Origin of the sequence: Subtercola sp. Z020 (assembly GCF_002931235.1) — a bacterium.
In the GTDB taxonomy this organism is placed as follows: domain Bacteria; phylum Actinomycetota; class Actinomycetes; order Actinomycetales; family Microbacteriaceae; genus Subtercola.
The window spans coordinates 98,186-119,308 of sequence record NZ_PSTT01000094.1 but is presented as its reverse complement, the minus strand read 5'-3'; the positions used below and the strand labels follow the sequence as shown (position 1 = coordinate 119,308).

Annotated in this window: 29 protein-coding genes; 11 read left to right on the top strand and 18 right to left on the bottom strand. The window is 69.5% G+C overall.

Annotation, left to right across the window (positions count from 1 at the left end):
* Positions 1-3: 3 nt before the first annotated feature.
* Positions 4-432: a helix-turn-helix domain-containing protein gene (locus C5B96_RS12225; RefSeq protein WP_233189175.1), complete on the bottom strand. Its 429-nt coding sequence runs from the start codon at positions 430-432 to the stop codon at positions 4-6.
* 124 nt (positions 433-556) lie between these two features.
* Between C5B96_RS12225 and C5B96_RS12220 the strand changes: the two genes are divergently transcribed.
* Positions 557-1,414, top strand: coding sequence for an SDR family oxidoreductase (locus C5B96_RS12220; RefSeq protein WP_104245634.1), 858 nt, complete (start codon positions 557-559; stop codon positions 1,412-1,414).
* Between the two features lie 125 nt (positions 1,415-1,539).
* On the opposite strand, the gene C5B96_RS12215 is transcribed toward C5B96_RS12220, so the two are convergent.
* A complete protein-coding gene (locus C5B96_RS12215; RefSeq protein WP_104245633.1) occupies positions 1,540-1,935 on the bottom strand; it encodes an SRPBCC family protein in 396 nt (131 codons plus the stop codon).
* Between the two features lie 45 nt (positions 1,936-1,980).
* Here C5B96_RS12215 and C5B96_RS12210 point away from each other — a divergent pair, with 45 nt between their 5' ends.
* Entirely contained in the window at positions 1,981-2,754 is a 774-nt protein-coding gene (locus C5B96_RS12210; protein ID WP_104245632.1) for a class I SAM-dependent methyltransferase, read from the top strand.
* Here C5B96_RS12210 and C5B96_RS12205 read toward each other — a convergent pair.
* From C5B96_RS12205 to C5B96_RS12195, 3 genes are all read right to left on the bottom strand, one after another.
* Entirely contained in the window at positions 2,751-3,002 is a 252-nt protein-coding gene (locus C5B96_RS12205; RefSeq protein ID WP_104245631.1) for a hypothetical protein, read from the bottom strand. The two genes, C5B96_RS12210 and C5B96_RS12205, sit on opposite strands and share 4 nt — an antisense overlap.
* Positions 3,003-3,075: 73 nt before the next feature.
* Positions 3,076-3,963 (bottom strand): aldo/keto reductase, encoded by an 888-nt coding sequence (locus tag C5B96_RS12200; RefSeq protein ID WP_104245640.1) that lies wholly within the window; start codon positions 3,961-3,963, stop codon positions 3,076-3,078.
* 29 nt (positions 3,964-3,992) lie between these two features.
* Positions 3,993-4,490, bottom strand: a complete 498-nt coding sequence (locus C5B96_RS12195; RefSeq protein ID WP_104245630.1) for a MarR family winged helix-turn-helix transcriptional regulator — start codon at positions 4,488-4,490, stop codon at positions 3,993-3,995.
* A 154-nt stretch (positions 4,491-4,644) separates the two neighbouring features.
* On the opposite strand from C5B96_RS12195, the gene C5B96_RS12190 reads away from it, so the two are divergent.
* Genes C5B96_RS12190 through C5B96_RS12180 form a run of 3 tightly spaced genes read left to right on the top strand, consistent with a single transcriptional unit; the run spans position 4,645 to position 6,611 of the window.
* Complete coding sequence (locus C5B96_RS12190; RefSeq protein WP_104245629.1) at positions 4,645-5,775, top strand: AI-2E family transporter; 1,131 nt, start codon at positions 4,645-4,647, stop codon at positions 5,773-5,775.
* A 57-nt stretch (positions 5,776-5,832) separates the two neighbouring features.
* Positions 5,833-6,204 carry a TIGR02611 family protein gene (locus C5B96_RS12185; protein ID WP_104245628.1) on the top strand — a complete coding sequence of 124 codons (372 nt, stop codon included), beginning with the start codon at positions 5,833-5,835 and terminating at the stop codon, positions 6,202-6,204.
* Between the two features lie 35 nt (positions 6,205-6,239).
* Entirely contained in the window at positions 6,240-6,611 is a 372-nt protein-coding gene (locus C5B96_RS12180; RefSeq protein WP_104245639.1) for a DUF2510 domain-containing protein, read from the top strand.
* A gap of 10 nt (positions 6,612-6,621) precedes the next feature.
* On the opposite strand, the gene C5B96_RS12175 is transcribed toward C5B96_RS12180, so the two are convergent.
* On the bottom strand, positions 6,622-7,395 hold the full coding sequence (locus C5B96_RS12175; RefSeq protein ID WP_104245627.1) for a DUF429 domain-containing protein: 774 nt from the start codon (positions 7,393-7,395) through the stop codon (positions 6,622-6,624).
* Between the two features lie 41 nt (positions 7,396-7,436).
* Here C5B96_RS12175 and C5B96_RS12170 point away from each other — a divergent pair, with 41 nt between their 5' ends.
* From C5B96_RS12170 to C5B96_RS12160, 3 genes are all read left to right on the top strand, one after another.
* Positions 7,437-7,838, top strand: coding sequence for a hypothetical protein (locus C5B96_RS12170; RefSeq protein ID WP_199176641.1), 402 nt, complete (start codon positions 7,437-7,439; stop codon positions 7,836-7,838).
* A 46-nt stretch (positions 7,839-7,884) separates the two neighbouring features.
* Positions 7,885-8,313, top strand: a complete 429-nt coding sequence (locus tag C5B96_RS12165; protein WP_104245626.1) for a DUF2256 and DUF3253 domain-containing protein — start codon at positions 7,885-7,887, stop codon at positions 8,311-8,313.
* A 198-nt stretch (positions 8,314-8,511) separates the two neighbouring features.
* Positions 8,512-8,721: a hypothetical protein gene (locus C5B96_RS12160; protein WP_104245625.1), complete on the top strand. Its 210-nt coding sequence runs from the start codon at positions 8,512-8,514 to the stop codon at positions 8,719-8,721.
* Positions 8,722-8,748: 27 nt separating this feature from the next.
* Here the strand turns inward: C5B96_RS12160 and C5B96_RS12155 are convergent, their stop codons facing one another.
* The 5 genes from C5B96_RS12155 to C5B96_RS12135 form a co-directional block, all read right to left on the bottom strand.
* Positions 8,749-9,174: a type II toxin-antitoxin system VapC family toxin gene (locus tag C5B96_RS12155; protein ID WP_104245624.1), complete on the bottom strand. Its 426-nt coding sequence runs from the start codon at positions 9,172-9,174 to the stop codon at positions 8,749-8,751.
* Positions 9,165-9,428 carry a type II toxin-antitoxin system Phd/YefM family antitoxin gene (locus tag C5B96_RS12150; RefSeq protein WP_104245623.1) on the bottom strand — a complete coding sequence of 88 codons (264 nt, stop codon included), beginning with the start codon at positions 9,426-9,428 and terminating at the stop codon, positions 9,165-9,167. Before C5B96_RS12150 ends, C5B96_RS12155 begins: the two co-directional genes overlap by 10 nt.
* A gap of 41 nt (positions 9,429-9,469) precedes the next feature.
* Complete coding sequence (locus C5B96_RS12145; protein ID WP_104245622.1) at positions 9,470-9,661, bottom strand: PLDc N-terminal domain-containing protein; 192 nt, start codon at positions 9,659-9,661, stop codon at positions 9,470-9,472.
* A gap of 91 nt (positions 9,662-9,752) precedes the next feature.
* A complete protein-coding gene (locus C5B96_RS12140; RefSeq protein ID WP_104245621.1) occupies positions 9,753-10,691 on the bottom strand; it encodes a 2-dehydropantoate 2-reductase in 939 nt (312 codons plus the stop codon).
* Positions 10,692-10,790: 99 nt separating this feature from the next.
* Positions 10,791-11,675 carry a DUF1206 domain-containing protein gene (locus C5B96_RS12135; protein ID WP_104245620.1) on the bottom strand — a complete coding sequence of 295 codons (885 nt, stop codon included), beginning with the start codon at positions 11,673-11,675 and terminating at the stop codon, positions 10,791-10,793.
* Positions 11,676-11,773: 98 nt separating this feature from the next.
* Between C5B96_RS12135 and C5B96_RS12130 the strand changes: the two genes are divergently transcribed.
* Entirely contained in the window at positions 11,774-12,151 is a 378-nt protein-coding gene (locus C5B96_RS12130; protein WP_104245619.1) for a hypothetical protein, read from the top strand.
* Positions 12,152-12,160: 9 nt separating this feature from the next.
* The gene (locus C5B96_RS12125; RefSeq protein WP_104245618.1) at positions 12,161-13,348 is read left to right on the top strand and encodes a hypothetical protein; all 1,188 of its coding nucleotides are present in this window, start codon (positions 12,161-12,163) and stop codon (positions 13,346-13,348) included.
* A 39-nt stretch (positions 13,349-13,387) separates the two neighbouring features.
* On the opposite strand, the gene C5B96_RS12120 is transcribed toward C5B96_RS12125, so the two are convergent.
* Positions 13,388-14,923: an MDR family MFS transporter gene (locus tag C5B96_RS12120; RefSeq protein WP_104245617.1), complete on the bottom strand. Its 1,536-nt coding sequence runs from the start codon at positions 14,921-14,923 to the stop codon at positions 13,388-13,390.
* 173 nt (positions 14,924-15,096) lie between these two features.
* A complete protein-coding gene (locus tag C5B96_RS12115) occupies positions 15,097-15,564 on the bottom strand; it encodes a GNAT family N-acetyltransferase (RefSeq protein ID WP_233189174.1) in 468 nt (155 codons plus the stop codon).
* A 99-nt stretch (positions 15,565-15,663) separates the two neighbouring features.
* On the opposite strand from C5B96_RS12115, the gene C5B96_RS12110 reads away from it, so the two are divergent.
* The gene (locus tag C5B96_RS12110) at positions 15,664-16,206 is read left to right on the top strand and encodes a GNAT family N-acetyltransferase (protein ID WP_104245615.1); all 543 of its coding nucleotides are present in this window, start codon (positions 15,664-15,666) and stop codon (positions 16,204-16,206) included.
* Here the strand turns inward: C5B96_RS12110 and C5B96_RS12105 are convergent.
* The 5 genes from C5B96_RS12105 to C5B96_RS12085 all read right to left on the bottom strand — a co-directional run.
* Positions 16,203-17,024 carry a carbohydrate ABC transporter permease gene (locus tag C5B96_RS12105; protein ID WP_104245614.1) on the bottom strand — a complete coding sequence of 274 codons (822 nt, stop codon included), beginning with the start codon at positions 17,022-17,024 and terminating at the stop codon, positions 16,203-16,205. The two genes, C5B96_RS12110 and C5B96_RS12105, sit on opposite strands and share 4 nt — an antisense overlap.
* A gap of 7 nt (positions 17,025-17,031) precedes the next feature.
* Positions 17,032-17,931: a carbohydrate ABC transporter permease gene (locus C5B96_RS12100; protein ID WP_104245613.1), complete on the bottom strand. Its 900-nt coding sequence runs from the start codon at positions 17,929-17,931 to the stop codon at positions 17,032-17,034.
* Complete coding sequence (locus tag C5B96_RS12095) at positions 17,928-19,256, bottom strand: sugar ABC transporter substrate-binding protein (protein WP_104245612.1); 1,329 nt, start codon at positions 19,254-19,256, stop codon at positions 17,928-17,930. The genes C5B96_RS12100 and C5B96_RS12095 overlap by 4 nt, the downstream gene beginning before the upstream one ends.
* 151 nt (positions 19,257-19,407) lie before the next feature.
* Complete coding sequence (locus tag C5B96_RS12090) at positions 19,408-20,226, bottom strand: hypothetical protein (protein WP_104245611.1); 819 nt, start codon at positions 20,224-20,226, stop codon at positions 19,408-19,410.
* A gap of 99 nt (positions 20,227-20,325) precedes the next feature.
* The coding region (locus C5B96_RS12085; RefSeq protein WP_104245638.1) for a siderophore-interacting protein at positions 20,326-21,123 on the bottom strand (798 nt) is incomplete at its 5' end.

Sequence of the window (21,123 nt, the reverse complement as noted above, 5' to 3'; positions counted from 1 at the left end):
GGGTCAGGGCGCGGGCGGGGTGAGGGGGGCGCCCACGATGGCAGCGGCGTTCGCGCCGGCCCACTCGACCAGCGGCAGCAGGCGCTCGGCGAGCCCGTGGCCGAGCGCGCTCAGCTCGTAGTCGACCCGCGGCGGAATCGTGGCCTGCACGGTGCGCACCACCAGGCCGTCGGCCTCGAGCGTGCGGAGCGTCTGGGCCAGCATCTTCTCGCTGATGCCCTCGATGCCACGGCGCAGTTCGCCCCAGCGCTGCGACCCGTCGGCGAGCGCCACGATCACGAGCACCCCCCACTTGCTCGTGACGTGGTCGAGCACCACGCGGCTGGGGCAGTTGCGCGAGAACGGGTCGGCGGGCAGGATCGCCGCCCGCACCGCAGCCGCCGTCGAGGGCACTGTCGAGGGCGGGGTCGAGGGCGCCATGAGATCGGTCATGGTAACCAACTTACCAAAAGTGGGTACTGTCGTTCGGGAAGCACCCGGGCATCCCGCTCGTTGCATCGTACGTACGCAGGGTCGACCCGGCCCAGCCCACTCACGACCGCACCAAGGAGAACCCATGTCATTCGTCGTCACCGGCGCCACCGGCCAGCTCGGCCGCCTCATCGTCACCCACCTGCTCTCGCGCGGAATCGCCCCGGCTGACATCGTCGCTGCCGGTCGCAACTCCGGGAAGGTGGATGCCCTGCAGAGCCTCGGCGTGCGCACCGCCGTCATCGACTACTCCGACCCCGCCACCCTCGCTGCTGCGTTCGATGGCGCCGACACGCTGATGCTGGTCTCGGGCAGCGACGTCGGCGGCCGCGTCGAGCAGCACCGCAACGCAATCGACGCCGCCAAGACGGCCGGTATCTCGCGCATCGCCTACACGAGCGCTCCGCGCGCCGACGACACCGACCTCATTCTCGCCCCCGAGCACAAGGCGACCGAGCAGTACCTCCGGGCATCCGGAGTACCCTTCACGATCCTCCGCAACAACTGGTACACCGAGAACTACGCCTCGTCGCTGTCGCAGGCCGCCGAGACCGGTGTCTACGCCGCGAGCACGGGCGAGGGTCGCGTCGCCAGCGCCTCCCGCGACGACTTCGCCGAGGCTGCGGCCGTCGTGCTGACCACCGAGGGCCACGAGGGCAAGACCTACGAGCTCGGGGGTGACGTGGCCTGGACGGGCAGCGAGTTCGCCGCCACGCTCGGCTCGGTGCTCGGCCGCGAGGTGCGGTTCGAGTCGTTGACTCCGGATGCCCACACCGCCGCCCTGCTGGCCGCCGGTCTCGACGAGGGTACGGCGGGCTTCGTGGTCGGCCTCGATGCGAACATCGCGACGGGCGCGCTTGACAGCACGTCGAACGACCTCAGCACCCTGCTCGGCCGCCCCACCACTCCGGCCGCCGCGACCCTGGCCACCCTGCAAGCCTGAGGGCGCGGGGCCTGAGGGCGCGGTGCCTGAGGGCGCGGTGCCTGAGGGCGCGGTGCCTGAGGGCGCGGTGCCTGAGGGCGCGGTGCCTGAGGGCGCGGTGCCTGCAGGCCTGAGGGCCGCGACCCTCAGCGTTCGAGGCGGCGCTTGAGTGCGGCCAGGTCGGCTTCGACCGTACCGGCGTCGCGGTCGAAGTCCGTCGCGCTGACGCCGGGCATCCGGAACAGCGTGAAGACCACCTCGGAGCCGCCGTCGTTCCCGATCACGCGGAGGGGGTTCGAGAAGACCTCTGAGGTGGGCAGGGTGACGGTATGGTCGGCGACCCCGAACGCGTTGGCCGGGGCGAATTCGACCTCGACCCTGCCCATCGGCGAGTCGGCGACCCACCGGTCGCCGACCCGGCTGATGCCGGAGCTGAGCCCGGATGCCCACTCCGGGAGCCTGGCCGGATCGCTGACGTAGACGTAGACCTCGGCGACCGGGCGTTCGATGGAGATGCTGATGTGACGCGTCTCGAGTGTCATGGCACCAGTGTGCCCCGCCGCACCGCCGAGTGGAAGACTGGGAGCATGACCCGGAACACCGCGCACGCGCTCTCGTTCGGCAAGGCCGTCACCGAGTACGAGCGGGGTCGGCCCGGGTATCCGATCGAGGCGATCGACTGGATCCGCGCAGAGGTTGCGGGGGCGGCAGTCGCCGGCGTCCCGCTCACCGTCGTCGACATCGGCGCCGGAACCGGCAAGTTCACGGCAGCCCTGCTCGGGTACGGCGACGAGGTGATCGCCGTCGAGCCCGACGCCGCGATGCGTGCGGCCCTCGCCGGGAAGTTCCCCGAGGTCCGTGCGCTCGAGGGCACCGGCGAGGCGCTTCCGCTCGACGACGGCATCGCCGACCTGGTGACGTTCGCCCAGGCCTGGCACTGGGTCGAGGTACCGGCCGCCTCAGCGGAGGTCGCCCGGGTTCTGAAGCCCGGCGGCGCCCTCGCGCTGGTCTGGAACATCCGCGACGAACGCGTCGACTGGGTGGCACGCCTCGGCCAGATCATGGGCACGTCTGCCGCCGAGGACTACGACAGCGTCACGCCTCCCGTCGCATCCCCCCTGCAGACGACATCGCACGCGGAGTTCTTCTGGGACAACCCGGTCAGCCGCGACGGACTGCTCGCCATGGTCACCTCGCGCAGTTACATCATCACGATGGAACCGGATGCCCGGGCCGAGGTACTGCGAGACATCGAGGCACTGCTCGACGGGCATCCCGACCTCGCCGGGCAGACCCGCTACACGATGCCGTACGTCACGCGGGTGACGCTGGCGCGGGCGGGATCGCCCGACCGAACCTAGGAGAGGCGCTTCTGGGCGCGCTTCGCGGCCTTCTTGGCAGCCTTTTCGGCGGTCTTCGCCGCCTCCTGGGTCGCCTTCTTGGCGTCGGCGACGGCGCGCTTGCGGGCCTTCTTCACCTTGGGGTCGTTCCAGAAGCTGCTGACCGCCGACGAGATCTCCTTGTAGCGCGCCTTGCCCGCCTTGGCACCCAGCGTGTAGGCGAGGAATGCGACGAGGGAGACGAATACGAACGCGACTTTATTCTTCATGCTCTATGTCTAGCACTCCGGTCTGGGCGGAGCCCCGCCCGGCTCCGTGCTTGACGGGCCGGGCGGGATGACGCTAGGCGATCGCGTCGAGCGCCGCGTAGTCGTCGTCGCTCAGTTCGATGGCGGCAGCGGCGACGTTGTCGTCGAGGTGGGCCACCGACGACGTGCCGGGGATCGGCAGCATCGCGGGCGAGCGGCGCAGCAGCCAGGCGAGCGCGAGCTGGCTCGGCGTGCTGCCGTGCTCTGCCGCGATCGCAGCCAGCGGGGTGCCCTCGCCGGCGAGTTCGCCCGTCGCCAGCGGGAACCACGGGATGAACGCGAGGCCGTTTGCTGCCGCGTACTCGAGCACGTCTTCGGCGCTGCGGTTGGTCAGGTTGAAGAGGTTCTGAACCGAGGCGATCGGAGCGATGGCCCGTGCCGCCTCGATGTCGTCGACCGACACCTCGGAGAGGCCGATGTGGCGCACCTTGCCCTCCTCCTGCAGCTTCTTCAGCTCGCCGATCTGGTCGGCCAGCGGAACGGTGGGGTCGATGCGGTGCAACTGCAGCAGGTCGATGCGGTCGACACCGAGGTTGCGGAGGTTCAGCTCCGTCTGCTGGCGCAGGTACTCGGGGCGGCCGACGGGAATCCACTGGTTGGGGCCCTGGCGGGTGAAGCCGACTTTGGTGGCGATCACGAGGTCGTCGCCGTAGGGGTGCAGCGCCTCACGGATGAGTGCGTCGGTGACATACGGGCCATAGGCGTCGGCGGTGTCGATGAGGTTCACACCGAGTTCGACCGCGCGGCGCAGCACGGCGACCGCCCCGTCGTGGTCGGCCGGGGCGCCCCAGACGCCGGGGCCGGTGAGCTGCATCGTGCCGTAGCCCAGGCGGTTGACCGTGAGGTCGCCGCCGATCGTGAAGGTGCCCGCGGCGGCGGCGGGCGACGTGGTGGAACCGGAAGTCGGGGAGGTGGTGGTCATGCTGCTCTCTTCTCTGCTGAGGTGAAGAATCATTGCTCCTCGGTGTCAGCGTCGCGAGCCCGGAATTTATTCTCCGGATCGAGCTTTGCCAGCATCTTCCCCATCAGGAACCCCAGGGATTCCACCTCGGTCGGGGTGAGAGGGTCGATCACATTTGCGATCACCGTGTCCACATGACCCGGCGCGGTGTGGACGACCTTCTCCCAACCCGCCTCTGTGAGGGAGGCATTGGTGGCCCGGCGGTCTTCGGGGCACGGGCTCCGCCGCAGGTAGCCGCGCTGCTCCAACCGGCTCGCCACGTGCGAGAGCCGCGGCAGCGTCGAGTTCGTCACGGCAGAGAGGGCTGTCATGCGGAGCGTGCGCTCCGGTGCCTCCGAGAGCATCGCGAGGGTGAAGTACTCGAAGTGGGTCAGCTCGGCGTCGCGCTGCAGCTGCGAGTCGAGCGCGCCCGGCAGCAGTTCGACGACGGCGATGAACTTCTTCCACGCGCTGAGTTCCTGCGGCGAGAGCCAGCGCTGTTCGGTCATGCCTGAATCCTAACCCCTTTGGTTTACGCGACAACCTTTGTTCGACGTTCCCGAACATCCGGTCCCCAGCACTACAGTGCCCGTCCGCACAGGGCCGCTGTCAAGCCCGAGAGCGCGCTTCTGCCCCACGCGGGGCCCCCTCTAGGGTTGACTCATGCCAGCCGCCAGCCCCGAGCATCCCGCAGCCCCCCGCCCCTCCCTCAGGGATCTCCTGACCGACAAGTTCGGGCAGCTCGCCGTTCGCAGCGCCCAGATCATCGTCGTTCTGGTGCTCGTCACGGCGATCGTGTTCGCCCTCGTGCAGCTGAAGCTCGTCGTGATCCCCGTGCTGATCGCCCTGATACTCGCGTCGGCGTTGAGCCCGGTGATCGGTTTTCTGCGGCGTCGCGGCCTCTCGCCCGGCATCGCCACCTGGGTCACCCTCATCGCCGGCATCCTGGTGTTCGGCGGAATCATCACGCTGATCGTGTTCGCGGTCGAAGGCCAGTGGGACGAACTCTCGTCATCGGCGGTCGAAGGCGTGAACCAGCTGCAGCAGTTCGTGCAGAACGGCCCCTTCAACATCAGCCAGGAGCAGTTCGACTCCGGGCGGGATGCCGTGGTCGGCTTTCTGACGAGCAGCCAGTTCGGCACGGGCGCCATCGCGGGTGTCTCGGCGGCCGGGTCGGTGATCACCGGGGCGCTCCTCGCATTCGTGATCCTGTTCTTCTTCCTGAAGGACGGCGACCGCATCTGGGCCTTTTTCCTCCGCCCGTTCCACGGCTACCGCCACGAGCGCGGCGAACGCATCGGGCATGTGGCGGTGAAGACCTTCGGCGGGTACGTGCGCGGCACGGCGATCGTCGCCTTCGTCGATGCGGTGTTCATCGGCGCGGGTGCGGCGATCCTCGGCGTTCCGCTCGCCCTCCCCCTGGCCGTCATCGTCTTCGTGACCGCCTTCATTCCGATCATCGGCGCGACGCTCGCCGGAGTGCTCGCCGCCCTCGTCGCGCTCGTCGCCAACGGGCCGTTCGTCGCGCTGCTCGTCGTCATCATCGTCATCATCGTCAACCAGCTCGAAGGGAACCTGCTGCAGCCGGTCGTCATGGCGAACTCGCTGCAGCTGCACCCCCTCGTGATCCTCGTGGCGCTGACGGCCGGCACGATCCTCGGCGGCGTGCTGGGCGCGGTGCTCGCGGTGCCGATCGCGGCCGTGGGCTGGGCGATCGTGAAGGTCTGGAACCACCCCGAAGAGCCGGATAAGCGCAAGCCGCCGTTCTGGAAGCGCGGGAAGGCCGCGGCCTAGGGCCCCTTCGCGGGAATTCTTCGAGGTTTTCCCAGCCGCCGCCTCTAGCGTGAGCGCATGACAAGCGAATGGGAACGGGGAGTCGACGAGGGTGCTTCGCCGCGGCATCCGTTCCGCCTCTGGCTGGCTCGTCGGCGGGCCACCATCGAGCGTCACCCCCGGCTGCGACTCGCCTACCTGGTGGCGCTGGCCGTAGTGGGCATCACCATCGTGCTGGTCGGCATCGTGCTGATTCCGCTCCCCGGCCCGGGCTGGCTGATCGTCTTTCTCGGGTTCGCCGTTCTGGGCACCGAATTCGCCGTCGCCCGTCGCTTCAACGCCTTTCTGCGCCGGATGCTCGGCAGGGCCACCGCGTGGTGGCAGCGCCGGCGCGCCGCACGGGCCGCCGCACGCTCCTCGTCACGATCCGGCACCGCGTCGCGGGCGTGATCGCGGCCGACGCCGCAACGCGCCAGACTGGAGGCATGAGCGCACCCCCTCCCGGCTGGTACCCCGACCCCACCGTTCCCGGAAACACCCGCTGGTGGGACGGCACCCGCTGGACCCACCACATGCCCGTGCCCCCGGCCCAGCGCGCCACGCCCGCCGCGCCGAACGGGTTCGCGACAGCGGCTCTCGTGCTCGGCATCTGCGGGTTCGTGCTGATGGGCATCCCGTTCGGAATCGGCCTGCTGCTCGGCGGCATCCCCGACGTGCTGGCTGTGGTCTTCGGCATCGTCGCCCTGACCCGGGCACCCCTGCTGGGCGGGGTCGGGCGGGCACCCGCCATCGTGGGGATCGTGCTCGGCGGCGTGAGCCTGCTGTCGGTCGGGATCGGCGCCGGCTGGCTCTGGTAGCCACGCCCGCTCAGCGCAGCCGCTGCTCCAGAGCCAGCAGGTCGCCGAGGCCGCCGTTCGGCAGCGCCACCCAGCCCTCGCGCCGGGCGCGGTCGAGCATGCCGGGCGGCGGAGGGTCGGCGAGTCCGACAGCCGCAGCGCGGGTCGCGAGTGCCGCGACGACCGCGTCGAAGGCGTCGGTGGAGGAGCGCATGAGCGGCAGAAAGCCCTGCGCGTCGAGCCAGGGCGCGGCGGCGAGCAGCTCGTCGATGAGCTCGGCGCGGCGGGCGGCATCCGTTCGGTAGCCGGGCGTGACGAAACCCCAGATCCGCAGGGAGGCCGCGGGGTAGATCTCGGCGACGAGGCCCGACCCCGAGCGGTCGATCGGAACGCCGCGCTCGGCCAGGCGCGCGAGCAGGCCCGCTGCGCGCATGGCGGTGAGCCCGAGGCGGTCGGTCGACACGCTGAGCGGCCAGCGCCCGGTGCGCGCGCGCACGGCCCGGTCGGTCTCGCGGTAGGCGAGGGTGCGGCGCCAGTCGATGCCGCCGTCGACCTCCGGCCCGAGGGGCTGGCCGGCGTGGTGGTCGGCGATGAACTGCGCGAACTCGTCGGGCCAGCCCAGGGCGCAGTCGATGCCCAGTTTGTGGGCGGGGGCCCGTCCGGTTCCGAGCACGGTGTCGACGATGAGCCGGTCGGTGACGCCCAGAGTGAGGGAACGGAGAACGGCGCCCGCGACATCCCATTCGATCACGGCGAGCGCCGTTCCCCGTGCTTCTGCAGCGAGATCGACGCCAGCAGTGATCATGGGGGTAGCGTAGCAACACAGCTCGGCTGAGGAGGCTCACCGTGGGAAGCATGATGTACGGGCATCCCGACACGCTGATCGAGTTCGACGACCGGGTGCTGAGGCACCTACAGCACGTCATTCTCACCAAGCTGCGCCGGGGCGAGTCGTTCACGGTGCACTACTCGAACACGAGCCGGAATGGATCGGGTCACACGGTGCTGTGGCTGCACCCGTCGATCGGGCTGCGCTTCCACTTCGAGGCGGGTGACGTGGGGCCGCTGAACCGGACGTGGATCGCGGCGCTGATGGAGGGGGCGAACGGGCCGGGCGGGCTCGTGCTGACGGCCGAGCCGGCGGACGGGTCGGCGCATGGGCTGGCAGGCGGGTGGGCGGACGGGGCGGCGCATGGGTCGGCGGATGGGTCCGCGCGCCAGCCGATGCACGACGACGACGAGGGCTGAGCGCAACCCGGCCGGCGCGGGGGATGCGCGGGGCGATGATGGAGGTATGGCCTCCTCCTCCCGCTCAGCACGCGGCGGCGCCTCGGACTCGTCTTCCGGGGCGGCCCCCGCCGACAAGACCTGCCGTTCGTGCGGGCGCCGCATCGAGTGGCGCAAGAAGTGGGAACGCAATTGGGACGAGGTCGTCTACTGCAGTGACGCCTGCCGCCGCCAGAAAGTGTCGGCGGCCGACCGCGAACTCGAGGCGGGCATCCGGAGCCTGCTCGCGAGCCGCGCAGCCACCGCCACGATCTGCCCCTCCGATGTCGCACGCGCGGTGACCTCCGACGAGACCGAGTGGCGGGCGCTGATGGAGCCCGTGCGCCGCGCCGCCCGCCGCATGGTGGCCGCCGGCGAGGTCGAGATCACTCAGGGCGGTTCGGTCGTCGACCCCTCTACCGCGAAGGGCCCCATCCGCATCCGCCGCAAGCGCTGACACGCGCCTGCCCCGCCTGCCCCGCCGCCTGCCCGCACGCACGTGCGCGGCGCCCCACGTCGCCGCGCCGCACGCCCCGCACTGCGGCCCTACTTCGCGCCGCGCCGTCCCACACCACGCGCGGCACCCGCACACCCGGCCGCACCACCCCACCCCGCGGTAGGGCGCAGCGGCAGCGCGCGGGCGCACAATGGAGGCATGGATCCCACGCGGCGACTGATGTTCTGGCTGAAGGTGCCCTACGCCGCAGACGTCGCGCTGGTGCTCATCGGCGTCGGCCTCCTGCTGGGCGGCCAGTCGATCGGCTGGTGGGTGCTCGTCTTCGCCGCTGTGCGCGCCGTCGTCGGCACGATAGCCCTGCTCTGGATCGCCCCCCGCATGATCGCCAAGCGCTCCCGCCCCTCCTGACCCGCCGCCCCGCACGCGACTCCCCAGCTACAGGCGGTCATCGGGAGTCTTCTCTGCGGCCTGCAACAGATCGACGGCGAGACCGTGCGAGACCGCCGCAAGCCGGGAATCCGCCGTCCACAGTTGGCGGCATCCCGCACCCTGTGCCGCCGCGAGGTGAAGGGCATCGGGCGTCTTGATGCCGTGACGAGCGCGGAGCTCAGCCGCCCGGATGTACTGCGCGTCTCCGACCTCGACGAGCGCGAACTGCTCGAATGCCCGCCGGTAGTGGTCGGCAAGCGCGAGATCTCCGCTTCGGAGCGGACCCACGAGGCACTCCAGTTTGACCAGGGAGCTGATCGCCGCCTGCTCATCGCCGAGGTCAGCGAGGCGCTGGCGCATCCCTTGACCGATCGGCCCGTCGTCTTCGACCGCGTGGATGACGACGCAGGAGTCGAGGTAGATCACTCCCACGACTCCCGCTCGTCGCGAATCTGTTCAGCCAACTCGGCAGCCGTGCGCCGCGAGTACGTCGGCGGGTGGTTGCGGGTCAGCCATTCCGCAATCGCCCGGCCCGTGTGCGGCACGGTCTCCTCTTCGATTCTCACCAGGCGAACCAGCGGGCGGCCCCGCTTGGAGATGACGACGTCTTCACCGTCGCCGACGGCAGCGACGAGCTTGGAGAGGTTGTTTCGAGCGTCGAGCACGTTGACTGAGACCACGATCATCCATTCTGGCTAGGAGCTCTAGCCAGCTTAGCGATATTTGCTCAGTTGCGCACGCGGCCGCGGCCGAAGATGAGCCAGAGGATCGAGCCGAGCAGGTTCAGGAAGAAGGCGACCAGAATCCAGATGAGCTTGCCGACCGCGCCGTGGTTCGGGTTCCGCACGATCGAGACGACGGTGGCGATGAAGATGACGAGTCCGATGATGCCGACGAGGCCTCCGGAGATCGGGTCCATGGATTCCAGCTCTCTGCCCCGCGGGGCGTTCGCGCGCGCCGGAGGCCTGCCCCCACGGCGTCGGCTGCCCGTGGGGCAGCGCGGCTCCACCCTAGCGGCGGCTCCTGTTCGCCCGGTAGACGCTGAGGTTCGTGTGGGCGAGCGCCAGAAGGGGAACGTCTACGCCGAGCGCGCCGCCCCGCGCGACGAGGTCGCCGACGATCTGCTCGGACTCCACCTCGTTGCCGGCCATCAGGTCCCTGAACATCGAGGTGCCGAACGACGAGCCCTGCGCCGTGAGGGTGTCGAGCACGAACGCCCGGTAGGCCGCCCGCGGTGGAAACCCGGCGCGGGTCGCCACTGCGAAGCACTCGTCGGCGAGGCCGGTCGCGACCGCGAGCCCGCCGGGCGCGGCCACGATGGCCCCCACCGTGCTGCGCATCAGCGTCGTCAGGGCTCCGCCCGACGCCAGCATCACCCACTTCTGCCACATGTCGAGCTCGATGGTCTGTGAGATCTTGGTGTCGAAACCGGTGCCTGTGAAGGAGGAGTGGAGCTCGAGCATCCGCTCGCTCACAGCGCCGTCGAACTCGCCATACGAGAGGCTGTTGCCTGCTCCGACCTGGCGGATGCTGCCGTCCGCGTCGAGCTGCGCCGCGACCACGCAGACTCCGCCGACGACCCGTTCGGCGCCGAAACGCTCGCGCAGCAGGTCGATGTGGCGCATGCCGTTCAGGGTGGGCAGGATGATCGTTCGCTCGCCCACGGCGTCGGCCACATCATCCAGAGCCTGCTCGAGTGTGTACGCCTTCACCGACAGCACCACGACGTCGAACGGCCCGGCCGCGGCAAGCCCCTCGGTCGTGATCGTCGCCGGATGCGGCAGGGCGACGTCGACGGATCCGTCTGAACCGCGCACCACCAACCCGTGCGCCGCGAGCGCCTCGGCCCGCGCCGGCCGAACCAGGAACGTGACGTCGCGCCCCGCCGCCGCCAACCGCCCGCCGAAGAACCCGCCGACCGCCCCGGCCCCCACGATGAGTATGCGCACCCTGCTCCTGCCCTCTGTTTCCGTCTCGCCCGTCATCGGTCCAGTCCTCAGCGCCCGCGCGCCTCAGTCCCGCCGCATCTCAGCCCCGCCGCAGCCCGATCACAGCTTGCCCCAGCGGGCGCGCGCACCGAGGTACGCACCGTAGGCGACGAGGCCGATACCGACGGCGACGAGGATGATCGCGCCGAAGGGCAGGGCGGCGAGCGACTTCAGGGCGCCATCCAGACCCGTCGCCTTGGAGGGGTCGAAGGTGACGGCCGCGACCACGAACAGCACGCCGACGACCGCGAGCGCGATCCCTTTCGCGATATAGCCGATCGCGCCGACGACGACGATCGCGCGGCCCGTGGTTCCCGCGGGCAGCAGAAGGTCCTTCGTGAAGCGGCGGGTGATGCCGCGCACCACGAAGAACACGCCGATTCCGAAGGCGACGAGCCCGACCGCGACCACCGCGAAGACGCCGCCGGGCGTCGCGAGGGCCGAAGCGCTGGCGCTCTGGCTGGAGCCCGACGAACTCTTCGAGCCGCCGAGGGCGAAGGTGAGGGCGGTGACGCCGACGGCGATGTACGCGATCGCCTTGCCGAACTCGGAGATGCGCTTGCCCCAGGCCTTCTTCCGGTCGCTCTGCTTCACCTGGAAGCCCGCGATCACCTGCCAGAGCCCGAGCGCGAAGAGCCCGACGACGATCACCCAGAGCAGCGCTACGCCGGCGGGGTTCGAGGCGAGCTGGCTGAGCGCACCGGACTGGTCGGCCTCACCGCCACCCGAGCGGCTGCCACCGGAGCCGCTGCCACCCGAATCGCTGCCACCCGAGCCGCCCGGCGCCGAGCCGGTCGAACCCGATCCGATGGCGACCGTGATCGCGATGATGCCGATGAGCACGTGCAGCAGCCCATTGACGGCATAGCCGAGGCGGGCGAGCACGCGGAACACGCGGCTTCCCTCCGCCTCGTGGGCGGCTGTGGATGCAGGGTTGCCGGTCATCCATTCAGCGTAGCGGCGGGCGGCGAACCGGCCGACGAGGGTTGCAGGATAAGCTGTCGGGAGGTTCCAGAGAATCGCTAACGAGGAGTTTTTGGGTAATGGTCGACAACATCGTGGTCAGGTCTCCCGGCAAGTCGCTGCCGAAGCCGCTCGCCGGGCTGGCATTCGTCACGATGTGGGCCGTGGCGATCGTGCTGTTCAGCATCGCGCACCTCGTCGAGAACCCACACGTGGGTGCATTCGTCGTCGACACCGGGCTCGTTCTGCTCTGCGTCGGCTTCTCGATCCTGTTCGTCGACTGGGTGCGCACGGCTCTGCGGGTCATGCTGTTCGGCCTCATCGGCATCGTTCTGTTCCTGGTGTTCGATCTTGCCGACATCCAGGTGTTCGTCTACATGCTGCGCATCATCGTGCCGCTCTTCGCCCTCTTCACCCCGGTCAACCGCATCGCGAACGGCTTCCGCATCTTCGCGTAGCCCCCCGACGTGTCCGGCGCGGCCAGCCAGCGCGACATGCCCGATCAGCGCGACATGCCCGATCAGCCCGGCATGTTCGACCTGCTCGATCCGCTCGCTCCCGTATCGATCGGCGGCATTCTGTTCCTCGTCGACAGGCGGCGTCCCGTTGCCGCCCTCGTCGACGAAACGACCGGTGACCTCCGCTTCGCCACGTGGCATGACGCCCCGCTCTCGAAGGCGACCACCGACATCCGCCTCCTGGCCTCCGACGGCGGGCTCTGGATCGGGTACCACGACGCCGACGGTCTGGCCTACCAGCCGGATGCTCTGACGAGCCTCGCCGTGCGCATCTCCCTCGACGGCGAGACGATCGCCCTGCCCCTCGGGGAGCGGCGCATCACGGGCTGCGACAGCATCGGGGTGTGGAGCGCAGAACCCGGAGCCCCGACGATCGACGACACCTACCGCGGTGGTCCGGTGGCCTCCGACTGGAGCGAGCCGACCACCCTCGTGCGCGTCCGGCTCGACGGAGCAACCGACTCGGTCGAGGTCGACCGCTTCGTCTACGAGGTCTACGAGACGGCGGGGCGGCTCGTCGTCGCGTACGCCCCGACGCCGCCGATCGCCACGCCCTCCGATTTCGGCAGCGTCGGGTACTCCTACCAGTGGGAGGCGCGCGACGTGGGTTCCGTCGCCGATCCGCCGCGGAAGGTCGCTACCGCGGTCGGCGATGGGGCGCTGCTCGATCGATCGGCGACCACGGCCAGGTTCGAAGCCGCGGGCCAGCGGGTGGCACGAGCCGGATCTCCAGCCCGGGCCGCCCTCCCGATCTCCCTCTCCGGAGTCACCGGCACCCGCTGGCTGCGTGCGCCGCTCACCCATGACGACATCGTCGCCACCGAACAGGCCGCCCTGCGCATCTTCTCCGACCTCGACACGTACTGGCACGGCGAAGACGGCACGGTCCGCGCGCTCTCACGCGGGCTGAGCGAGGGGAGTGCCAGAATCGAGGGCGCCTGGCCCGACTCCCGCGTCGTCGTTCGGTTCCGGCATCCGCACTACCGGGAAGGGCTTCTCGAGCGAGGCCTTCAGCTGTTCGATGCCGCCGGCCGCATCCAGCTCTCCGACTACGCCCCGATCCACCTCATGGAGGATCTGGGCACCAGAGAACTGCCGCCGGTCACCGAAGCAGTGGACGGCATCCTGCGCGTCTGACCCGTCCGGAGTGACGGCCACCGGGGAGTCTGATCTGGTCTAGTGCCCCATCGGCGCGGGGGCGCCCGGCTGGTCGGCGGGCTTGCGCACGAAGAACGAGACCGCCACCGCGCCGAGCGACACGATCGCGCCGACGAGGAACGCGGCGCGGATGCCGTCGGTCTGCGCCAGGATCGGGTCCGACCCCGTCGCCACCAGGCTCGCCGCGCGGGTCGACATCAGCGTCACGAACACCGCGGTGCCGGCCGCTCCCGCGACCTGCTGCACCGTGCCGACGACCGCACTGCCGTGGGAGTAGAGCGCCGGCTTCAGCGACCCGAGGCTCGCGGTGAACAGCGGGGTGAACATCAGCGCGAGGCCGACGCTCAGCACGATGTGCGCGGTCAGGATGAGCGGCACCGGCGTGGTCGACGTCACCATCGTGAGCGACCAGAGCACCGCGCTCACGATGATCGATCCGGGTACGAGCAGAACGAACGGCCCGCGCTTGTCGTAGATGCGCCCCACGAACGGAGCCAGCACACCCATCACGAGACCGCCCGGCAGCAGCAGCAGACCGGTCGAGAGGGTGTCGAGCCGCAGCACGTTCTGCAGGTAGAGCGGCAGCAGAATGAGCGTGCCGAACAGCGCCATCATGCTGATCGCGAACATCACGATCGAGAGGGTGAAGTTCTTCGACAGGAAGGTGCGCAGGTCGAGCAGCGCGCGATCCGTGCGCTGCAGCTGCAACTGCCGCAGCACGAAGATCGCCAGCGCCACGATGCCGATGACGAGCGGACCCCAGGCGGGCATCCAGCTCACCTGGTTCGCGCCACCGATCGTCGTGAGGCCGTAGACCAGGCCGCCGAAACCGAAGACCGACAGCACCACGGAGACCGGGTCGAACGGCGCCTTGCGCGGCGTCGTCACGTTCGGAATGCGGAGCGCACCCAGAACGAGCCCGCCGATGGCGATCGGCAGCACGAGCCAGAACATCCACCGCCAGTCGAGCACGCTCAAGATGAGTCCCGAGATGGTCGGGCCGATCGCGGGAGCGACAGAGATGACGATCGAGATGTTGCCCATTGTGCGGCCGCGCGAGGCGGGCGCGACGAGCGTCATCACCGTGGTCATCAGCAGCGGCATCATGATCGCGGTGCCGCAGGCCTGCACGACGCGCGCGACCAGCAGCACCTCGAAGCCCGGGGCCATCGCGGCCACGAACGTGCCGATGCTGAAGAACGACATCGCGGCGATGAAGACGGGCCGGGTGTTGAACCGCTGCAGCAGGAAGCCGGTGATCGGGATCACGACGGCCATGGTCAGCATGAACGCCGTCGTCAGCCACTGGGCCGATTCCGCCGGGATCGAGAGGTCTTCCATCAGGCGGGGCAGCGCCACGCTCATGATGGTCTCGTTCAGAATGACGATGAAGGCGCTGACGAGCAGGATGCCGATGACCAGCTTGTTGCGCGCCGCAAGACGTGCTTCTTCGGCCGACGCGTCGAACGGGGCACCGGATGTCGCGGTCGGGGCCGCAGCGTACGCATCCGTGCCGGCCGAGGGCTTGGTCTGCGGAAGGGTCTTGTCGGACACGGGGCTCCTGTCGATGCAAGCAGTAGTCGGGGGTCGAGGATTCTGAGTTCCTCCAGAGGCAAGGGTGCGCGCGGCGCCAATATTCCGCGCCACGCCGGTTCCCCCCGATGTATACGTCGTTCACATTAGCGCAGATCGGCGGGTGAGGAAACCCTCGGTCTACGCGCGGGCCCCTACGGTCGGGCGGTGGCGAGGTCCCGACCGAAGCACAGCGACCCCTCCGAGTGCAGGTAGTGGCCGAAGCGCGGAATGGGAACGTACCCTTCGCGGGTGTAGAACCGCACCGCGTCGGGCTGGGCGGGGCCGGTCTCCAGCTGCAGTGTGCCGATCCCCCGTTCGACGGCCTCCGCCTCGAGCGCGCGGAGGATCGCCGTCGAGACGCCGCTGCCGCGCGCGGACTTCTCGACGAACATCCGTTTGACCTCCGCGACGCCGGGCTCGAGCATCCGCAGCGCGCCGCAGCCCACGGCGACGCCGCTGCCGTCTCTGGCGACCAGGAACACGGCGACGTCGTCGGCCGACGGCTTGACGCCCGGCTCGGTGTCGGCGCCGTATCGGGTGTCGAGTTCGTCGCGCTGCGCACGTCGCAGCCGCACGGCGTCGGCGTCATTCCAGTCGGTGGGCACGATCGTCAGGGTCACCCGAACCATTGTGCTGCATCGAAACCCCGCAGGTTGCTGATCCGGGAGGGGTGAAGCGGCTACTTTCGGGGTGTGGATGCCGCGGCCTAGGCTGGGAGGATGATCATCGTTCGCCGCACCGTCGAAGCCGACTGGAGACAGGTGCGGGCCCTCCGCCTCGAGATGCTGTCCGACACTCCGCTGGCGTTCGGCGAGACGCTCGCCTCGGCCGAGCGACTCGGGGAGGCGGTGTGGCGGGAGCGGGCCCGGCGGGGCGAGAACCCGCGGGGCACGGCGCTGGTCGCGATCGACGACGGCGCGCCGAGCAGCGGAGAAGGCGACGACGACGGCGCCGGTGCAACCGGCGGCGGCCGCTGGGTCGGCACCATGGGCGGCTACCTCGACCCGGTCGGCCCGATGCTCGTCGGTGTCTACGTCTCGCCCGCCTGGCGCGGCCGCGCGGCCGGCGTGACCGACCTGCTGCTCGACGGCGTCGAACAGTGGGCGCGCACCGAAGCCGACGAACTGTACCTGCACGTGCACACCGCGAACCCCCGCGCCATCGCGGCCTATGAACGCCGGGGCTACGAGGCGACGGGCACGCTCTTCCCCTACATCCTGAACCCGCACCAGCAGGAGCAGGAGATGAAGAAGCGGCTCTAGCGGATGCCGCTCCGCGCGAAGCCCTGCACGAAGTAGCGCTGGAACACCAGGAACAGCACCACCATCGGCAGCACGTTGATCAGCGCGAACGCCATCGTTCCGCCGTAGTCGGAGCCGAACTGGCCCTGCAGGTACAGCAGCCCGATCGGCAGCGTGAACAGCGCGTTCTGCTTCAGCGCGATCAGCGGCCACGCGAAGTCGTTCCAGGTCTGCAGCAGGCTCATGAAGAACAGCACCGCGATCAGGGGTTTCGACAACGGCACGATGATCCGCGTGAAGACGCGCCAGTTGCCGGCGCCGTCCATGCGCGCCGCCTCGATGAGGTCGCGCGGAATCGCGAGTATGAACTGCCGCGCCAGGAAGAGCCCGAAGGCCGACGCGGCGGTCGGCAGGATGACGGCCCAGTAGCTGCCGTAGAGGCCGAGGCCCGTGACCAGGCCGAACAGCGGCACCATGATCACCTGCACCGGGATCATCAGCGTCGACAGGGCGATCAGGAAGAGCGCCGTCGACCCGCGGAACCGCAGATGCGCCAGCGCGTAGCCCCCGAGAAGGTTGACGGTCACGGTGATGAGCGCCACGGTGATGGCGATCGCTGCCGAGTTGCCGAACCAGGTCGCCACGGGGAAGGCCGAGAAGACCCGCTCGAAGTTCGCCAGCGTGATCGTCTCGGGCCAGAGCCGCAGGGTGCCGCCGAGCAGGTCGGCGCGGCTCGAGAAGGCGACCACGATCATCCAGTACAGCGGAAAGATCACCACGACAGAGATGACGGCGGCGAGAACGACGCGCAGAACGCGGAAGCGGAGGGTGTCGGTCATGGCGTTCCTAGTCGACGAGGTCTCGGGTGCGGCTGACGCGCCACTGCACGGCGGTAAAGACGAGGGTGATCACGAGCAGAACGACGCCGATGGCCGCCGCGTAACCCTGGTCGCGGGTCACGAACCCGTTGTTGTAGGCGTAGGTGACGAGAACGGATGTCGCGTTCTGCGGGCCTCCCCCGGTGAGAACGAACACGATGTCGAAGACCTGGAACGAGTAGATGACGTTCATGATCAACAAAAAGAACGAGCTCGGCCCGACCAGCGGAACGGTGACGAAGCGAAAGCGCTGCCAGCCGCCCGCGCCGTCGAGCCGGGCCGCCTCGTAGAGCTCGGGGCTGATGCCCTGCAGGCCCGCCAGGTAGATCAGCATGTTGAAGCCGACCCGCCACCACAGCGTCACGATGACGACGGAGGCGAACGCCGCGGCACCGCCCGACTGCCATTCGACAGGGGGCAGGCCGACGAACTTCAGCAGCTTGTCGAGCACGCCGTTGTTCTGGTCGAAGACGAGAACGCCGATGAGGGCCGTCGCGACCCCCGAGATCGCCATCGGCAGGATCAGGATGCTGCGGAAGAGCCCGCGCGCCGGCAGAACCGAGTTCATCAGAACGGCGGCGCCGAGCCCGAGCAGCATCGAGGCGGGCGTGACGATCGCGGTGAAGAGCGCGGTGTTGAAGGTGGACTGCCAGAAGACCGGGTCCGTGGCGAGCCGCGAGTAGTTGTCGAGCCCGGTGAAGGTACCCGCCCCGAAACCGTCGGTGCGCTGGAAGCTGATGACGACCGCAGAGATGAGCGGCACGATCACGAACAGGCCGAGCAGCACCAGGTTCGGCGAGAGAAAGGCGTACCCGGCCAGCGATTCGCGGGCCAACCGGCGACGTCTGCCGCCGGCCACAGCCGTCATGACCCGGCCGTCGCCGTCGAGATTCCTGACGTCATGGCTGCAAGGGTGTCGGCGGTACTCTGCCCGCCCACGAAGGCCTGCTCGAGCTGGTCCTGCAGAACGGTGATGATCTTCGACATGTTGGGCGAGGTGACCTGGCCCGAATCCTTCGCCTGCACGCTCGAGGCCTGGCCGACGAAGACCGGCGAGAGCTCCGGGCGCACCGCGAAGTCGATACCGCTCGCCGTGAGATCGGCCCGGGTCGGCAGCAGCGAGGCGCTAGCGCAGAACTGGCTCATCTCCTCCTCCTGGGTCACGAACTGGAGAAACGCACTGGCGAGCTCGGGGTTGGCCGTGGCCTTCGTCGCCACGAGTGCATTGCCGCCGAAGTCACCGGCCGAACGGACGTTGCGGGGGGAGAAGGTCGCGCCCCACTCGAAATCGAGGGTGGACGTGGCATCCGGAATCAGGAACGCCCCCGCCGACACCATGGCCGAGGTCTGGGAATACCAGATGTCACTGGCGAGCGTGGTGGACTTCACGGAGTTGTTCTGCGGTACGAAGTTCGAGCTGAAGAAGTTCTTGGTGAAGTCGACGGCCTGGCGGCCCGCGTCGGAATCGATCGCGGGAGTGACGAGATCGGTCTCGAGGAATTTGCCGTCCGATTCGAAGAGCCAGCTGAGCCAGCGCGTCACCCCGTTGCCCTGCCAGTTGGCCGCGTAGGGGTACTTGTCGGCCGGAAGCGACCCGCGGAGCGTCTGCAGAACGGTCTGGAACTCGTCCCAGCTCCACGCGTCGTCGAGCGTGGTCGGCACCGAGGTGATGCCGGCCGAGTCGAGGGCCGCCTTGTTGTACAGGATGACCGAGGTGTCGGTGTGGTGCGGCACTCCGTAGGGCGTGCTCGAGTTCTGCACGGCAGCCCAGGCGGCGGGGGTGAAGGCGTCACTGAAGCCCGAGGGCAGGTAGCTGCTCAGGTCGAGCAGCTGGCCGCGGCCGGCGTAGCTGCCGAAGGTGTAATAGGGAACGCGGAAGACGTCGGGCGGGTTGCCCGCCTGCAACTGCGCGTCGATGTTCGTGAACATCTGGGCGTAGGGCACCGCGTTCAGGGTGACGGTCGCCCCGGGGTTGGCCTGCTGGAAGCGGTCGATGGCCGAGCGGAACCCGGCGAGCTCGGCGTCGGTGCCCCAGGTGGTGAACGTGAGCGTGCCCGTCGCGGCTCCGCCCGACCCCGTCGACCCGCCGGCCGGCGCCTGCGTGGCCGGCGGAGCGAAGCCGCAGCCTGCGAGGAGGAGCGGCAGGGATGCGACTCCTGCACCGATGAGGATCTGGCGACGCGTGAGCTCCATGGATGAGTCCTTCCGAAGGGGAGAACTGCAGTCTCGCCCGCGGAAAGGCGAGGGCGACAGGGGCTTGCGCCGTTCGGAGAAAGACTCTGGGGAGCGACGGCACGACTCGCAGGCCGACATCGCCGCCGACTCCCGCCCGGATCGCCGCCGACTACCGCCCGGGCGCCTGGCCGCCCTCGGCGGCCGCCTCGGCGTACTCGTGGAGGGTGACGCTCGGGCCGAAGGGTGCGGCGGGGCCGAGGCCGAACGCCTCCGGCACCGCCCGACCGAACTGGGCGAGTGCGCGGCGCCAGAACACCGCGGGGTGCAGGCCGAGGGCCCTCATCGCCGCACCGTGGTCGACCGCCAGAACCGTCGCGGCGCCCACCGCGACGACCCACGCTGCGCCGGCCGCGAGCATCCGCCCGACCTGCGGTGTGCGCGCAAAACCCGCGCGCAACTGGTCGATCTGGAACCGCACGTGCTCCACCTCGTCGGTCAGCACACGGCGCGCCACCCCCTCGATCACCGGGTCGCTCGACCGGCCGAGCGCGCCGAAGTACTCCATCGCGGTGGTCTCGGCGATGAGGAAGAGCGTCACCTCTGTGCGGAGCCCGAGCAGGCGGCGCAGCACGACGAACACGGCGTCGGACCAGTGCGATGTCAGCCTCTCGGCACCGAACCGGGCGAGAACACCGGCGAAGAGCGCGGAGTGCTTCTGCTCTTCTGCGACGAATCGCACGAGTGCACGGTCGTAGGCCGCGTCGTTCAGCCGGCGCGCCTTGCTGCGCAGGCCTTCGCCCTCGCCGCTCTCACCGAGCTCGAACCGCTGCAGCGAGCGCGCGATCGCGACGACGTCGGCCGGCGGCAGGTGTGACGGGGTCGCCCACGGGATGCGTGCGTCAAGCCGCGCCTGCCGCTCGAGGTTCGCGTCGAAGTACTTCTCCCACACCCCGAAATCGGGCCGGTGCATCTGGTTGCTGGTGGACATTCGCGCTCCTTCGTCTCGTGCGACAGCGTTAACATATCGAATATCGATGCAAAAAGCGCGATAGTCGATAGATTCGGCTGGGCCACGAGGCGAGCTGCCTCAGACGGGGAGGATGACGCCGACCGGTTCGCGTTTCTCCGCCTGGAAGCGGTCTTCGGTGCGGCCCGCCGCCCAGTACCCCGAGAGCGAGAGCTTCGACCGCTGCACGCCGCGGTTCGCGAACACCTCGCGAAGGGCCTTCATCGCCTCCCTTTCACCGTGCGCGAAGACCTGCGGGCTGCCCCCGAGCCACTCGGCACCCTCGACCGCGGCCGCCAGGGTGACGCCGGGCGCGGCGTGCAGCCAGTGCACCTCGACACCGGCGGGAGCATCCAGAACCAGCTCGTCGGCGGCATCGCCGACCGCGACGAACGCCAGCCCGCGCGCCTCGGCGGGCAGATGCTCGAGTGCCGCAGCGATCGCGGGCAGTGCGGACTGGTCGCCCGCGAAGAGGTACCAGTCGGCCGCCGGGTCAGGCCGGTAGCCGCCCCCCGGGCCGGAGAACGTCAGCAGGTCGCCGGGCACGGCGCGGTCGGCCCACGGCCCCGCGAGCCCCTCATCGCCGTGCACGATGAAATCGATCGACAGGGTCTTGGTGACGGCGTCGACCGATCGCACGGTGTAGGTGCGCGTGACCGGCATGTCGGAGGGCTCGAGTGTCTCCCGCAGGGCAGCGAGGTCGTAGGGCGGCTCGAGACCCAGTTCGGGTTTCGCGAAGACGATTTTCACATATTCGTCGGTCAGGTCGGTCGTCTCGAAGGCGTCGAAGGCGTCGCCGCCCAGAACGATGCGCACGAGGTGCGGGCTCAGCTGTTCGCGACGCACGACGGCGAGCGTGATCTGGGGGCGGGGCGGGCG